The organism is Cognatundibacterium luofuense, from assembly GCF_018139685.1.
GTDB lineage: Bacteria > Pseudomonadota > Gammaproteobacteria > Burkholderiales > Burkholderiaceae_D > Undibacterium > Undibacterium luofuense.
Window position 1 is genome coordinate 39,430 of the sequence record NZ_JAGSPN010000004.1, and the last position, 14,279, is coordinate 53,708.

The 14,279-nt window shown below is 54.0% G+C and carries 14 protein-coding genes; 9 read left to right on the top strand and 5 right to left on the bottom strand.

Going from position 1 to position 14,279, the window contains the following annotated elements:
* The first annotated feature begins 150 nt into the window (after window positions 1-150).
* Window positions 151-489 carry a hypothetical protein gene (locus tag KDM89_RS07000; RefSeq protein WP_212687238.1) on the top strand — a complete coding sequence of 113 codons (339 nt, stop codon included), beginning with the start codon at window positions 151-153 and terminating at the stop codon, window positions 487-489.
* A 114-nt stretch (window positions 490-603) separates the two neighbouring features.
* On the opposite strand, the gene KDM89_RS07005 is transcribed toward KDM89_RS07000, so the two are convergent.
* From KDM89_RS07005 to KDM89_RS07020, 4 genes are all read right to left on the bottom strand, one after another.
* A complete protein-coding gene (locus KDM89_RS07005) occupies window positions 604-2,109 on the bottom strand; it encodes a DASS family sodium-coupled anion symporter (protein WP_212687239.1) in 1,506 nt (501 codons plus the stop codon).
* Between the two features lie 442 nt (window positions 2,110-2,551).
* Complete coding sequence (locus KDM89_RS07010) at window positions 2,552-3,241, bottom strand: 4'-phosphopantetheinyl transferase family protein (RefSeq protein ID WP_212687240.1); 690 nt, start codon at window positions 3,239-3,241, stop codon at window positions 2,552-2,554.
* Window positions 3,238-5,301 carry a hybrid sensor histidine kinase/response regulator gene (locus tag KDM89_RS07015; RefSeq protein WP_212687241.1) on the bottom strand — a complete coding sequence of 688 codons (2,064 nt, stop codon included), beginning with the start codon at window positions 5,299-5,301 and terminating at the stop codon, window positions 3,238-3,240. The genes KDM89_RS07010 and KDM89_RS07015 overlap by 4 nt, the downstream gene beginning before the upstream one ends.
* Before the next feature lie 12 nt (window positions 5,302-5,313).
* Window positions 5,314-6,165: a phosphate/phosphite/phosphonate ABC transporter substrate-binding protein gene (locus KDM89_RS07020; protein WP_212687242.1), complete on the bottom strand. Its 852-nt coding sequence runs from the start codon at window positions 6,163-6,165 to the stop codon at window positions 5,314-5,316.
* A 252-nt stretch (window positions 6,166-6,417) separates the two neighbouring features.
* Between KDM89_RS07020 and KDM89_RS07025 the strand changes: the two genes are divergently transcribed.
* From KDM89_RS07025 to crcB, 5 genes are all read left to right on the top strand, one after another.
* On the top strand, window positions 6,418-6,903 hold the full coding sequence (locus tag KDM89_RS07025; RefSeq protein WP_212687243.1) for an outer membrane lipoprotein: 486 nt from the start codon (window positions 6,418-6,420) through the stop codon (window positions 6,901-6,903).
* A gap of 226 nt (window positions 6,904-7,129) precedes the next feature.
* Window positions 7,130-8,344: a molybdopterin molybdotransferase MoeA gene (locus tag KDM89_RS07030; protein WP_230427724.1), complete on the top strand. Its 1,215-nt coding sequence runs from the start codon at window positions 7,130-7,132 to the stop codon at window positions 8,342-8,344.
* A 1-nt stretch (window position 8,345) separates the two neighbouring features.
* On the top strand, window positions 8,346-8,609 hold the full coding sequence (gene moaD / locus KDM89_RS07035; RefSeq protein WP_212687244.1) for a molybdopterin converting factor subunit 1: 264 nt from the start codon (window positions 8,346-8,348) through the stop codon (window positions 8,607-8,609).
* Window position 8,610: 1 nt separating this feature from the next.
* Complete coding sequence (moaE, locus tag KDM89_RS07040; protein ID WP_212687245.1) at window positions 8,611-9,090, top strand: molybdopterin synthase catalytic subunit MoaE; 480 nt, start codon at window positions 8,611-8,613, stop codon at window positions 9,088-9,090.
* The gene (gene crcB, locus KDM89_RS07045) at window positions 9,087-9,467 is read left to right on the top strand and encodes a fluoride efflux transporter CrcB (RefSeq protein WP_189355281.1); all 381 of its coding nucleotides are present in this window, start codon (window positions 9,087-9,089) and stop codon (window positions 9,465-9,467) included. The genes moaE and crcB overlap by 4 nt, the downstream gene beginning before the upstream one ends.
* Window positions 9,468-9,470: 3 nt before the next feature.
* Here crcB and KDM89_RS07050 read toward each other — a convergent pair whose 3' ends face one another.
* Window positions 9,471-10,217 carry a hypothetical protein gene (locus tag KDM89_RS07050; RefSeq protein WP_212687246.1) on the bottom strand — a complete coding sequence of 249 codons (747 nt, stop codon included), beginning with the start codon at window positions 10,215-10,217 and terminating at the stop codon, window positions 9,471-9,473.
* 110 nt (window positions 10,218-10,327) lie between these two features.
* Between KDM89_RS07050 and KDM89_RS07055 the strand changes: the two genes are divergently transcribed.
* From KDM89_RS07055 to KDM89_RS07065, 3 genes are all read left to right on the top strand, one after another.
* Entirely contained in the window at window positions 10,328-11,596 is a 1,269-nt protein-coding gene (locus KDM89_RS07055; RefSeq protein WP_212687247.1) for a DEAD/DEAH box helicase, read from the top strand.
* Between the two features lie 243 nt (window positions 11,597-11,839).
* A complete protein-coding gene (locus KDM89_RS07060) occupies window positions 11,840-12,247 on the top strand; it encodes a BlaI/MecI/CopY family transcriptional regulator (protein ID WP_212687248.1) in 408 nt (135 codons plus the stop codon).
* Between the two features lie 8 nt (window positions 12,248-12,255).
* Window positions 12,256-14,100 (top strand): M56 family metallopeptidase, encoded by a 1,845-nt coding sequence (locus KDM89_RS07065; RefSeq protein ID WP_212687249.1) that lies wholly within the window; start codon window positions 12,256-12,258, stop codon window positions 14,098-14,100.
* Window positions 14,101-14,279: the final 179 nt, after the last annotated feature.

Genomic DNA, 14,279 nt, shown 5'->3' on the forward strand with positions numbered 1-14,279 from the left:
CCGGGGCATAGCCTGAACCGGCAATGAATTGTTCAGTGTCAGCGAAATCCAGTATCAACAAATGTTTTTGAGATCAATACAACGCCCTGCGGGGCGTTTCGCATTCATACTGTAATTTGCAGGTATCCGTTTCTGCGGTGAGAGGACTTTATGAACGATAAGCCGGGTGGTGAGCGCCAGACGCACGAAAAGTGGGAAGGAAATCTGGAGAGGGTGGATCTGGAGATCGTCCGGCTGGCGATTATTTGTCAGGTGCGTTTGTTTGATGACGGCGTGCTGGCGCGGATTCTGGATAACGATAACCGTGTCTGTCATCAGGATGCGGCGCATGCATTTGAAAGCCTGCGCGGTTTGCTGTTTCTGCATTTTCAGATGCAGAAAGAACTTGCTGAAGCCTTTGGCGAAACAGACAGCGAGCAAATTCATCAGCGGGTGTGGGAGTATCTGCGTCATCGCATCGGCGATCAGCTAGGGCGGCATTCGTTCTGAGTTTTGCTTTCATCCCGCAAACTTGATTTGTAAAATCTGAGCAATAAAAAAGGGCGGCTAAGCCGCCCTGAATGATGTTTATGGTCGATTTACCGTGGCGATAACTGGTGAAACTTACCAGTATCCAAGTACCTTCCACCATACGCTGCCGACGGTGGCAAATACCAGCAGTTCGACCACGCACATGATCATTCCCACCCGCCACCAGTTCCCCATCGTCACATAACCGCTGCCGAAGATAATCGGTGAAGTGCCGGTTGCATAGTGCGTCAGCGTCATCATAATGGCGGAGCCAGCGGTCATGATCAGCATAAACGGGATCATGTATTCAGCAGGCAGTAATTGCGCGCCGACAGTCAGAAACGCTAACAGCATCGCGCTGATATGCGCTGTGGTGCTGGCGAAGAAATAATGCGAGAACACAAATACCAGCAGCAAGACGGCGGCAGCCGGAAACCATCCCATACCGCTGGCGATAATGGCATCGCGCATGCCATCCGAAAACCATTTCACCACACCGGTTTTGTTTAACTGCTCTGCCAGCATGACCAGCGCACCGAACCAGATCAGTGTATCCCATGCGCTTTTTTCTTCCAGCGCGTCGTCCCATGTGATCGTGCCGGTGATAATCAGCGCAAATAATCCGACAAAAGCCACGACGGTTGCATCCAGCGAAAACGCTGGCCCGAACAGCATGGCGGGGATATTGGCCCATAAAATCAGTAACAGGGCAAACGTGCCGAGGATGACTTTTTCACCGGCGGCTAAATGCCCCATTTTGCTCAGTTCCGTACGCGCAAACTGCACTGCATTCGGCGTTGCTTTCAATTCCGGCGGGGATAGGAAGTAAATTACCAGCGGCATCAGAAAAATGCAGGCCAGCCCCGGCAACAGCATGCACAGCGCCCAGGTTGTCCACGTCAGTTGCAGGGCATGGCCGGTGGCTTTTTCTACGCAACTGACCACCAGCGGATTCGGTGCGGTTGCGGTTAAGAACATGGCGGAGGTAATCGGATTGGCGTGATAGTTCACCAGCGATAAATACGTGCCGACTTTGTTTTGTGTGCCTTGCGCCGGATCGGAATCAAAAGCATTGGCAATGGATTTCATAATCGGATGCACGATGCCGCCGCCGCGCGCTGTATTGCTGGGTGTGAACGGTGCCAGCACCAGTTCGCAAATTGCCAGTCCGTAACCAATGCCGATGGTGCGCTTGCCGAGTAAGGCAATAAACATCAGGCCGATGCGTTTTCCCAGACCGGTTTTTTTCAGGCCGCGTGAAATGATAATGGCGACCACAATCAGCCAGATCAGCGGATTGGCGAAGCTGGCCAGCGCATCGGTAATCGCGCCCTTGGATGAGTTAGACGTTACCTGCGACAGCGATACGATCACGATTGCCATCAGCGACATCACGCCAATCGGCATGACTTTCAGAATGATGGCGACGATGGTGGTCAGGAAAATCGCGACCAGATGCCAGGCTTTCGGGTCCAGCCCCTGCGGGCAGGGTGTCAGCAACAGCAGGATCAGTACCAGCGTTGTGATCAGTGCGGGGACAAGCCGGAATGGCACGGCGTCGTTAAAGTACAGCAAGGTTGCTTTGATTTTGGCAAGCATATTTTTCTCCCTCAGAGTGTTGAGGCCTTTTGTCAATGTGTGAATTTGTGAATCAAGAAGCCAGAGGAAGTTTGACGTTACTGCAGGTCAACATTGCACGGTATGTTGCAGCGCAAAAACATGCGTATTTCTGCACAGGATAAAAGTGCGTTCGGTGCTTCAGGCGATGGCAGGAGAGCGCATTTGTATGCGATTGGGGTTCCGGCACGGAAGCGGAAAAGCCTTCAGACCTTATTGGGAAAATTCGCTGTTTGCGTGGCTTCCTGCCTGCTTTCAGCGTCAATCTCGACGGGTTCGTAAGGCTGATCAGCGGTTGCTATGATGCAGATATCCGCATGGGTAACTTTCGGAGACCCGGACTTTCTGCCGACGACCGCCGGATCGCTATGCAGAACACCGCATTTTGGCTGTTTTTGGGTAAAAAATGGCTTGCTGAGGATGTTCAGACTGCACCTGATACAGGCAGTCCGATCCATTCTGCATGCTCAGTGCTGGCGCAGCGGATCAGCATCAGCCTGTCGTGACTGATCATCAGCGTCTGGCGGGACAGCCACAGGGTTTGTTTGCTGACGGAAACTGCACAGTGTTCCGGCAACGGCACGGGCAGTAACAGCGTGCAGGGATCGGTATCAAACCCTGTTGCCAGCGCTTTGACAATCGCTTCCTTCGCGCTCCACAACTGCTGAACATGCATTGAGCGGTGATCTGCAGGCAAATTGTTCAGGCTGTTGATTTCCTGCGGGTGGCAAAACGAGGCCAGCATGTCAGCCGAAAATGCAGCGCTGTTTTCGTATGATTCCAGATCCGCACCGATTGCGATGTCAGCGTCCGTCACAGCAATCAGATAATGCTGTTCGGTATGGCTGACGGTGATCTTCCAGTGAGTATTCTGTTGCAGGCAAAACGGCTGCCCTTGCACAGTGGTGCTGATGCGTATGCTGTCCGCCGTGGTTTGCAAACAATCGGCGAGTAAGCGTTTCAGGGCGATGCGGGTGCAGGCGAAGCGCAGTTTATCGTTCAGATGCTGGTACTGCAGACAACGCTGGCGTTCTGCATCATCCAGCAGGGCGAATCCGGTTTCAAAATCCTGCTGACGAAAAACGCCGGTGCGGAAAAAAATCCTCGCTGTCATTGTGGCATTTCGTGTGATGGTGCTGTGATGCGGCTGCCGGCAATCTCTTGCAATAACTGGTTTAAGGCATTGCGGTTGATTGGTTTGGTCATATAACCATCCAGCCCTGCAGCCAGCGCTTCCTCCTGTTCACTGGCCAGCGCGGAAGCAGACAGCGCGTGAATCGGTACACGTGGTCGTTTTTCCTGAATTTCCAGCGCACGGATCAATCGCGTTGCATCCAGTCCGCCCATCACCGGCATTTGTAAATCCATCAGAATCAGGTCGAACGTGTGCTCGCGGAAACAATCGACCGCTTCCTGACCATGTTGGGCGAGGGTGGTGTCATGTCCCTGTTTTTTAATCAGACTAAGGATCAGCGTCTGGTTTACCGGATTATCTTCCACCACCAGAATCCGCAGCGGCTGCGCATTTGCGTTTGGTAACAGTGCCGGTGCTGCCGGTGTTTTTTGAGGTACGCCAGCGCTGGCAAGGTGCAAAGGCAGGTGCAGAGTAAAGCGGCTGCCCTGACCGGGCTGGCTGTGCAGTGTGATTTTTCCGCCCATCAGTTGCGCGAGTCGCTGACTGATACTCAGGCCGAGGCCAGTGCCGCCGAATTTGCGCGTGGTGGAAACATCCTGCTGGGCGAAAGCATCAAAAATTCTTTCCTGATGTTCCGGTGGAATTCCGATGCCGCTGTCTTCCACTGTGATTTTTAAAGGAAGATCGTCGCCGTCGGCAATGTCGCAGATCAGATTGACCGAACCGGACTGGGTGAACTTAATCGCATTACTGATCAGGTTATTCACGATTTGCTGAATCCGCACCGGATCACCCTGAATATACGATGGCAGCGGCCCGTTAAAATGCAACGCCAGCATCAGGTTTTTTCTGCTGGCGGCATTCTGATGTGCAGGAATCAGGTCTTTCAGCAATTGCGGCAAATGGATGGTCAGATGTTCGATATCAATCTTATTTGCTTCGATTTTGCTGAAGTCCAGAATGTCATTGATGATGACCAGCAGGTTCTCAGCCGAACGCTGCGCAACATTCAGATATTCCTGTTGCTCGGCGCTGAGTTTTGTATCCAGACACAGCTCAAGCATGCCTATCATGCCATTCATCGGCGTGCGGATTTCATGGCTCATGTTCGCCAGAAAATCGCTCTTGGCGCGATTCGCCGCTTCCGCCTGTTCTTTCGCTTGCGTCAGCGCCAGACGCGCCTGTTCACCTTCCTGCACCAGCGTGCTGATATGGCTGATGATGTCGCTGATCGCGGTTTCCTGCGGCGCTTCGCGCGCGGCGGGTGGCAGCATGCTGACCAGAATCTGGCGCAGCGAAGTCAGGGTGTTTTCCCGCTCCTGCAATTCATTCCGTAATTGCGATGCGGTGCTTTGCAGAGTAATCAGCGTTTGCCGTAATTCAGCAGGCGCCTGATTGATCAGCGCCAGATTGTCGGGATCATCCTCGCCATGCTCACGCAGTGTTCTGACGTTGACTTCCTGCAAGGTGCCAAGCCAGCGTCGCAACGGATACCAGATCAGCAACAGGCCACCGGCAAAACTGATAAACATCATGTACAGCGCAGCCCGTGCAACCTGCCACATATCCTGCGCAATCTGGATATTGTCAAAGCGCAGCCGCAGCACGCCGTAATCGCGACCGCCGACGTTCAGAACACGGTTGTCGTCATACAGTTTTTCTGCGATCTGATTTACGATCCAGTCCGGCGCGGATTCGTTTTTCGCCCGGGTTTTCTGGTGACTGGAAATTGCCCCTGCATCAATAGGAATAAATTGCGCAGCCAGAAAACTGGGGCTGACCACCATTTTGTTCAGGGTGCGTTGTATGGTGTCGTAATCACCGATAACAGCGCTGTCAGAAACGATATGCGCCGATACTTCCAGTAAGGATGCCGCCGATTCCTGAGCGTCGCGGATCACTTGTGTAAAGCGGGTTTCGTAATACATCACAAGACCGGAACCCATGATCAGAAACCAGGTGAAGGTGTACAGCGCAAACACACGTGCGACCAGTGATTGCGGTAATAAACGCTGCAGACGGAACCATCCTGATTTCATGCAGTGCTCCGGTTATTTCAGGCTGGCTGGCGCAGACTGGTAAAAACGCTTGTAGCTGGCGTAGTCGCGGTCGTCTGCAGGAATGAAATAAGCGTCTTTATCCATGCCGGTTTTTGCGGCGGCTTCATGCAGAATTTCACGCCCTTTAGGATCGTTTTTCATATTGAAGAATGCAGTAGCAACGGCTTTCATCGTGGCATCACTGACCTTGCTGGACGCCATCAGCGCCAGATCATGATAAGGCTCGGATGTCCATAAAACGCGGAAAGACTTTTTCTCGCGGTTCGCATAGGCATCAATCAGTTGCGAATTGCCGCCAACTGCTACCACTTTTCCTGCGATCATTTGCGCGATGGCGCCGTTCATATTCCCGCCGAACAACACATTGACGCTGATATTCTGATTCAGCAAATGGGCGTAAGGGACTTTGTAGGCGATAAAGGCTTCCGGGCCGGGAAACGCGACCGACTGATCTTTCAATTGTTGCAGGCTGGTGATCTGTGAGTCCGAAGGCACAACGATTTGCCCCTGAATTGCCGGTGTGTTGCGGCGTCCGAATACACGCCAGCCCAGCTTTTCGCGTTCCGGTGAAAACAAGTGATTGCTGAACACGAATTCAACTTCTTTAGCCAGTACATAGCTGGTGGTGTCGGCGCTGGTGCGGCCAATTTTCAGACTCAGCTTCACACCGCTTTTTTCTGAAACGTACTGAATAATCGGATTCCAGTAGGCAGCCGTCAGGTTAATGTCGTACTGATTCACTGGCGAAAACCGGTACACCGTTTCCTCAGCGCTGGCCGTCAGAGGCAGCTGACAGAAAAATCCCAGACTGAGTAAGGCGAGCGGTTTGAAAAATTGGCGCATGATGTTCTCCGAAACGTATTAAAGCCCGGTGCTATCGGGACACAGACTGGCTCTGTCGAGTCAGCGGTAGGACACTGCTGACTGCATTATGGCCGAAATCAGCGAAGTTGCTATTCTGAAACAGCTTCTGCCATGAAATTTTGCAATGTGTTGTTTGGAAGAAAAGCCAGCCATCAGAAAATTCAATCGCAGGTCAACAAAAAACGGCGTTATCCGTTTCTGTGACATCTGACCGCATTTAACGGAGTTGCTATGAAGCCAATTTATCTCGTGTTTCCTTTGGTAGCCATGCTTGCAGGTTGCGCCAGCACGCATTACCACAACAGCCAGCCGGGCTATCGTGATTATCCGCAAAACTACCGTAACGGCTATCCGCAGCAATACAACTCGACTTACACTGAAACCGTCACGATTGTGGATTTGCGTCCGATGAATGTGCAGGGACGCACTTCCGGTGGAGGTGCAGCCGTTGGTGCACTGGTGGGTGGCGTGCTTGGTCATCAGGTTGGTAATGGCACCGGACGTGATCTGGCAACAGTAGGCGGCGCTATCGCTGGTGCGATTGCAGGCAACGAAATGGAAAGAAATCGCACGCCGGATCAGGTGAAGTACGAATTCACCTTCCAGTTTCCGAACGGTGAGCGCAGGGTGATGGTGTTAGACCAGCGTGGCTACTACCGTGTCGGCGACCGTGTGCGGGTCACAATTCAGAACGGGCAAATCGTCGCGATTAACTAACAGCCAGCCAGTCCGGCTGTCGTTGATGCTGAAATTCTGAAACCGGCGGTCGTCAGACCAGCCGGTTTTTGTTTTTCCGGCGTACAAAAACCTGTATCAGATCAAGAGCAGACCAAGATTCAGACCTGAAATAAGCCGCAGATACGCATGCCTGCTGCATGTCAGCGGATGAAGCCGTTACAATGCTGGCAGTCATTTATTTCTGAAGAGCCGATTTGTGAGCGGAATGAAACCTAAAGCCCCGATGTTGAGTGTGCAGGAAGCACTGGACTATTTGATGCAAGCTGTCCGCCCGGTTGCGGAAAGCGAAACATTGCCGACGGAACAATGCTGGAACCGCGTGCTGGCCAGCGATCAGTTATCGCAATTAGATGTGCCACCGGCGGATAACACACAGATGGATGGTTACGCGGTGCGTGCGGCGGATTGCACTTCCGGCGATGCGCTGCTGCCGGTCAGTCAGCGTATTCCTGCCGGTGTGGTCGGTGCGCCTTTACAGGCTGGCACGGCAGCGCGGATTTTTACCGGTGCGATGATACCGGCCGGTGCTGACGCCGTGGTCATGCAGGAACAAACGGAAGTGCAGGGCGACAGTGTGCGCATTCTGCATCAACCCGCAGCCGGTGAATGGGTGCGCCGTCGTGGTGAAGATGTGCAAGCCGGTTCTGTGATTTTGCCAGCCGGAACCCGCCTTGGCGCTGCGCATCTGGGTCTCGCCGCCTCGGTCGGACTGGCAACACTGCCAGTGCTGCGCCGTTTGCGCGTCGCCGTGTTTTTTACCGGCGATGAACTGACCATGCCGGGTCAGCCTTTAAAACCCGGTGCGATTTACAACTCTAACCGTTTCATGCTGCGTGGTTTGCTGGAACAGCACGGCTGCGATATCACTGATCTGGGCATAGTGCCGGACAAGCTCGAAGCAACACGCGCTGCTTTGCGTGAGGCGGCAAAGGGGAATGATCTGATTATCACCTCCGGCGGTGTGTCGGTCGGCGAAGAAGATCATGTGCGTCCCGCGGTGCAGGCGGAAGGGCATTTACATCTGTGGCAAATTGCGATGAAGCCGGGCAAGCCGCTGGCGTTCGGGCAAGTCGGGCAAAGTTTTTTTGTCGGCTTACCGGGCAATCCGGTCTCCAGTTTTGTGACTTTCCTGCTGTTCGTGCGTCCTTTCCTGCTGGCGCTGCAAGGCATGCCTCAACAAGCGCCGCGCAGCATTACCATGCGTGCAGATTTTGACTGGCCGAAAGCGGATCGCCGTCACGAATTTATCCGCGTGCGTTGCAATGCCAGCGGTGGTTTAGAGCGTTTTGTGAATCAGGGTTCCGGCGTGCTGACATCTGCCGTCTGGGGCGATGGTCTGGTCAGCATTCCACCCGGACAAACCATACAGAAAGGTGAGATGGTGAATTATCTGCCGTTTGAATTTTTAGGAGCAGTCTGAGATGGCAACCACGATTGAATTACGTTTTTTTGCCAGCGTGCGTGAAAAGCTGGGCATCAGCGAAGAGAAAATCGCCGTACCTGACAACGTCAGAACGGTTGGTGATGTGCGTGCATGGCTGTGCAGCCGTGGCGAACCGTGGTCAGAAGTTTTAGCAGAAGGCCGCGCTTTGCGCATGGCGCTGGACCATGAAATGTGCGAGCCGGAAGCGGAAATTCATGCCGGATGTGAAGTCGCGTTTTTTCCGCCGGTGACCGGAGGCTGATATGAAAATTCAGGTGCAAACTGCTGACTTTGATTTGCAGTCCGAACTGAATGCGATGCGCGCCGGACGTCCCGACACCGGCGCAATCGTCAGTTTTATCGGACTGGTGCGCGATGTCAACGATGGCAAAAGCGTGGCAGGCATGGAGCTGGAGCATTATCCGGGCATGACTGAAAAAGCCCTGCAGCAAATCGCTGAGCAGGCGCAGCAGCGCTGGGAACTGATTGACCTGACCGTGATACACCGCGTCGGCCCTTTACTGCCTACTGATCAGATTGTGCTGGTGGCTGTTGCCAGCCGTCATCGCGGCAATGCCTTTGCAGCCTGTGAATTCATTATGGATTATCTGAAAACCGAAGCGCCGTTCTGGAAGAAAGAGCAGACAACGGAAGGCGAGCGCTGGGTCGATGCGCGTGAAACCGATCAGGTGGCGCTGGAAAAATGGATCGCGGCGGGTGTGCCGCAGGATTGTGCGATATGAATCCGGCCGGATTTGTTGCAGTCGGGGTCGGTGCCGCACTCGGTGCATGGCTGCGCTGGTGGTTATCGCTGAGTTTTAACGGCATTCTGGCAACGTTGCCGCTGGGGACACTGGCGGCAAATCTGGGCGGCGGTCTGATGATCGGTATGGCGGTTGCGTTTTTCAATGAAGCGACAGCCATCGCGCCGGAATGGCGCTTATTCATCGTGACCGGCTTCCTCGGTGGCCTGACGACGTTTTCCACCTTTTCTGCCGAAGCCATGGCGTTATTGCAGAAGGGCGAACCCGGCTGGGCTTTAGCGCACAGTGCTGTACATTTAATGGGTTCCGTTGCCTGCTGCTTCGCCGGTTATCAGTTGTGGAAGTGGCTGCACTGAAAATCAGGCAATATGTTTGATCATTCTGATCGAACAACCATAGTGATACTGCATTTGCTCTTTGGTGTAGCGATGTTCCGGTGCTTCCGGGCATGACCAGCGTGCGATGCAGTTCACTTCACACAGTGAATTTTCCTGCTGGCGGTAATGCAGACATTTTTGCAGGTCATAGCTGTCCACCGTTAAGGCCGCGGCGGGGCAGATACGGATACAGATTTTTTCCTCGCAACGCTGACATGGCGGCGCGCTCTGATGCAGGGCTGTGACTGGTAAATCCGTATTGGCTAAGATCACCGCTCGATAGGCGAACCATGAACCGAAGCTGGCGTTAATGCCTACCATAAACGGGGAAGCGTGATGCCATCCGGCCAGTTGCCCGAGTTCCTGCAAGTTCAACAGGTAGGCTCCCGGATACAGCAGGGTATATTCCGTCTGCGGATGTTCGGTCTGCATGAAGGCATTCACTTTACTCACCGTAAAATCATCCACCGGATGTTGGTCATCCTGCCTTGTCAGCTGCTGTGTCTGCTGTTCAGTTTGTGTTGAATTCTGTGCTGTTAAGGCAGCCCAGAAATCTTTGCCGCCATGTCCGATTAAAATCAGTTGCCGGTAATGCAGATAGTCAGGATTCGCATCGTGCAGGCTGTTACGCATCGCTTCCGGTAAATCAGCAAGCCGGAATACCGCATGGCAATTCAAACCCGCCTGATTCAGGATGGAAGATGTCAGGGTTTGATAAGGATTCATCATGGTTTGCAAAGAAAAGTGGCAGGCTGGCATGCATTGTAACAAGTCACCGCATAATTCCCTTAAAATCACGGTTACGCAGTTTTACCTCTTTAATTCCTCTAAAGTACTCAATGTCATTTTCTCAACTCGGTCTTTCCACTCCTTTGCAAAACGCGGCGCAGCAGCAAGGTTTTACCCAGCCTACGCCGGTTCAAAGCGAAGTCATTCCTTCTATCCTGTCCGGGAAAGATGTATTGGCGAGTGCGCAAACCGGTTCGGGAAAAACGGCAGCCTATTGTTTGCCGGTGCTGGAATGCCATCTGCAGCGCAAAGCGACAACGCCGAAAACCGTGCATACGCTGATTCTCGTGCCAACCCGTGAGCTGGCGGTGCAGGTCGGCGATACGCTGCGTACGCTGAGTAAAAGTTTTACGTACTATCCGAAACTGGCGGTGTTATTCGGCGGGATTTCGATTAACCCGCAAATGCTGCATTTACGCGGTGGCGCCGATATTGTGGTGGCCACGCCCGGACGTTTGCTGGATCTGGTGCAGCAAAATGCGCTGCGTCTGGATCAGGTGGAGCGGCTGGTGCTGGATGAAGCAGACCGTATGCTGGCGCTGGGTTTTGCGGAAGAGCTGAATGCGGTGCTGAAATTATTGCCAGCGCAACGTCAGCATTGTTTTTTCTCAGCGACGTTTTCAGACAGTATCCGTGAGCTGGCGCACAGCCTGTTGCATGATCCGGTGAAGGTCAACATTCCGACTACAGAAGAGGGCAAGCCCGATATTCTGCAGCGCGCGATTCTGGTCGATGCAAAGCAGCGTACCCAGTTGCTGAAACATTTATTCAAATCCGAGAAATGGTCGCGTGTACTGGTATTTGTGGCGACCAAATACAGTGCGGATCTGATTGCAACCAAATTACGCCGTCTGCACATCAGCGCCGAAGCCTTACACGGCGAGCAAACGCAGGGCAAGCGTATGCAGGTGCTTAGTGATTTTAAAGATGCCCGCGTCAAAATTGTGATTGCGACGGATGTGGCCGCACGCGGTATCGATATCAGTCAGTTGCCGGTGGTAGTGAATTTTGATTTGCCGCGTTCCAGCGAAGATTACATCCATCGTATAGGCCGTACCGGACGCGCCGGTGAAGCTGGTATGGCAGTCAGCTTTATCTGTGCCGATGCTGCCAATGAAGCGCATTTCCGGCTGATTGAAAAACGTCACGGCGTCAGAATTGAACGCGAACAAGTGCCGGGTTTTGAAATTACACCGGAAACGCTGGAGCAGGTTGTCCATGCCAAAGTCAGCGACCCTAACGGCGGTGTCAAAGGCAAACGTCCGAGTAAAAAAGATAAGCTGCGCGCGCTGGCAGCCCAGGCCGAAAAAAATACCTGAACCATTTCAGCACTGACCGGACGAAGACGCCTGCAACGGGCGTCTTTTGCTTATCCTGCTTTTCCTTTCTGTACTGATCACAGAAAACCGCTATCCCGCACGGTGCTAAAAGTGGTTTTCGACTCACCCCAAAACCTGTTCAGAATATAGTCAGAATATCCTTCAGAAATTTGTAGACAAACTTTTCTAGAAAAGTTATTCTGCAACCATTGTGCTATTCCGATATTCCGTGAAGGACAGGTAATGACCCAGACCGATAAAGATCTCAGCCCCGATTCCGCCCAGCCAGTGAAGCCAACGGCAGCGGAACTGAGTTTTCTGCAAGCCCTGTTTCAGACGGGCCCTGCAACTGCCAAGCAATTACACGAATTCATGCTGCGCGACCGCGCTGATCTGACCTATGCGAATGTGCTGCGTCAGTTACAGATCATGCATGGTAAAGGCATGCTGAGCCGCGATGAAAGCCAGCGTTCCCATGTGTATGCGCCGGTGGTGGCGCAGGATTCGCTGCAGACCAGTCTGCTGAAAGACATGATCCAGAAAGTCTTTGCCGGTTCTGCCAAATCCATGGTACTGGCTGCCTTGCGCGGGCATGTCAGCCATTCTGAACGCGAAGAAATCGCCAAATTCCTCAAAGACGATCAGTCATGAAAACCGGAATGATGATCTGGACAGAAACACTGGGCTGGATGTTGCTGCATGCGGTCTGGCAAGTGGCACTGATTGCCGGTCTGGCAGCTGTCTTGCTGGCCGGTATGCGTAACCGCCATCCGCGCAGCCGTTATGCGCTGGCGCTGATCGCTTTACTGGCCTGCTGGCTGGTGCCGGTGGCAACGGTGCTCAGTGGCTGGGGTGTGCCGCAAGTGCTGAGTATGGATGCCTGGGCGGCGATAGGGAGTCCGGTGTCAGCGGTGGCAGAACCGGGCTGGATGCGAAGTTTAAGAGCATGGATGCCGGCGCTGGTATGCGGCTGGCTGGCAGGTGTGCTGCTGATGGGTAGCCGCGTCGTGATTGGTTTGTGGTGGCTGCGTCGTCTGGTCAGACAATCTTCCGCGTTGCAGGGTGAGTTGTCGTCGTATGTGCGCAGCCAGCTGCACAAACTGGGTGAGCGCCGTGCAGTGCGCGTGCTGGCACATCCGCAAGTGACGGCGATGCTGACGACCGGTTTGCTGAAGCCGGTGATTCTGGTGCCGTCGTCTTTACTGACCGGCATGGACCCGCAGATGCTGCAGGCCTTGCTGGCGCATGAAGCCGCGCATATTTCGCGCTGGGATTATTTGTTTCTGCTGCTGCAGCAAGGCATACAAACCTGTCTGTTTTTTCATCCGGGTGTCTGGTGGTTGTGCCGTCAGATTGATAAAGAGCGAGAACTGATTGCCGACGACATTGCACGTCAGCTGACCGGCGATGGTCGCCAGCTGGCGCTCGCACTGCAGCAACTGGATCAGTGGCAACTGGCGGCGCAGCAGCATGGTCTGGCAGCCCACGGTGGCGATTTGCTGAGCCGTATCCGCCGTCTGGTGCGTCCTGAACAGCAACACTTGCGCTGGCGTACGCTGGCACCAGCCTTTGTCTCCGTGATGCTGGCGCTGGCTGGTGGCGGTTTATGGCAACCGGCAGTCGCGGAACGCGGCGGCTCTCCGGCGCCGTTGCAACGCGAATCAGCTGCTGTGCGCACTGCCGACGCTGCACCGGCAAAAAACACGATCTATGTCGATACCCATTCCAGCCATGCGCTGGTGATGGATGAAGCCAGTGGTCAGGTATTACTGGAAAAAGCGGCGGATACGGTGGTGCCGATGGCCTCCATTTCCAAACTGATGACCGCCATGCTGGTGCTGGATAGCGGATCTGCACAGGATCAGATGCTGACTGCAGACGCCACCGATCTACGCGATCCGAATGTGTTGCCGATGAAACTGAAAGCCGGTATGTCACTGAGCCGCGCCGACTGGCTGGCGCTGATGCTGATACCGTCCAGCAATCAGGCAGCGAATGTGCTGGCCAGACATTTTCCCGGCGGTGAAAAAGCGTTTTATGCCGCCGCACAGCGCAAGATGCAGGCACTGGGAATGCGCAGCATGCAGTTTGTCAGCCCGTCCGGCGTGGATGAGGCGAATGCAGCCAGCGCACGTGACATTGCGCTGTTACTGAAGGCAGCGGCTTCGTATCCGGATATTCGTCGTCTGACCACGACGCCGGAGCTGGTGCTGAATCTGCAAGGCAAACCGCAGACTTTCTGGCACTCGAATCAGCTGGTGGGTGACCGCGACTGGCAACTGACCGTCACCAAAACCGGTTACTCACGCAAAGCAGGACGTTGCCTGAGTATGATGACCAGCCTGAATGGTCGCCGTGTGCTGATTGTGCTGATGCACGCCGACAGCGCGGAACAGCGCACAGACGATGCGCGTCAGATTCTGCAGCAATTGCAAAAATCTCCGGTGTTGCCACAAGGCGCAACAATGGCAACCCAAACACTGACCACCATGCCGGTCTCATAAGCTGCAGAGCAGCCGGATCACCAGGCCGGCTGCTCGCAGCTACGTCGTTTTCAACCTCACTGCAATGTCACGGGACGGTACAGCCAGCGCTGTACCGGTGGTATCGCTCACATTTTTTCAGGTTTGATGTCCGCTAGTCTGCGGGCAGGGCGAGCTGCATCCTGTTTTACTGAATGACT

Coding starts and splice junctions, on each gene's coding strand:
- KDM89_RS07000 (WP_212687238.1), top strand. CDS start 151: ATGAACGATAAGCCGGGTGGTGAGCGCCAGACGCACGAAAAGTGGGAA.
- KDM89_RS07005 (WP_212687239.1), bottom strand. CDS start 2,109: ATGCTTGCCAAAATCAAAGCAACCTTGCTGTACTTTAACGACGCCGTG.
- KDM89_RS07010 (WP_212687240.1), bottom strand. CDS start 3,241: ATGACAGCGAGGATTTTTTTCCGCACCGGCGTTTTTCGTCAGCAGGAT.
- KDM89_RS07015 (WP_212687241.1), bottom strand. CDS start 5,301: ATGAAATCAGGATGGTTCCGTCTGCAGCGTTTATTACCGCAATCACTG.
- KDM89_RS07020 (WP_212687242.1), bottom strand. CDS start 6,165: ATGCGCCAATTTTTCAAACCGCTCGCCTTACTCAGTCTGGGATTTTTC.
- KDM89_RS07025 (WP_212687243.1), top strand. CDS start 6,418: ATGAAGCCAATTTATCTCGTGTTTCCTTTGGTAGCCATGCTTGCAGGT.
- KDM89_RS07030 (WP_230427724.1), top strand. CDS start 7,130: ATGAAACCTAAAGCCCCGATGTTGAGTGTGCAGGAAGCACTGGACTAT.
- moaD (WP_212687244.1), top strand. CDS start 8,346: ATGGCAACCACGATTGAATTACGTTTTTTTGCCAGCGTGCGTGAAAAG.
- moaE (WP_212687245.1), top strand. CDS start 8,611: ATGAAAATTCAGGTGCAAACTGCTGACTTTGATTTGCAGTCCGAACTG.
- crcB (WP_189355281.1), top strand. CDS start 9,087: ATGAATCCGGCCGGATTTGTTGCAGTCGGGGTCGGTGCCGCACTCGGT.
- KDM89_RS07050 (WP_212687246.1), bottom strand. CDS start 10,217: ATGATGAATCCTTATCAAACCCTGACATCTTCCATCCTGAATCAGGCG.
- KDM89_RS07055 (WP_212687247.1), top strand. CDS start 10,328: ATGTCATTTTCTCAACTCGGTCTTTCCACTCCTTTGCAAAACGCGGCG.
- KDM89_RS07060 (WP_212687248.1), top strand. CDS start 11,840: ATGACCCAGACCGATAAAGATCTCAGCCCCGATTCCGCCCAGCCAGTG.
- KDM89_RS07065 (WP_212687249.1), top strand. CDS start 12,256: ATGATGATCTGGACAGAAACACTGGGCTGGATGTTGCTGCATGCGGTC.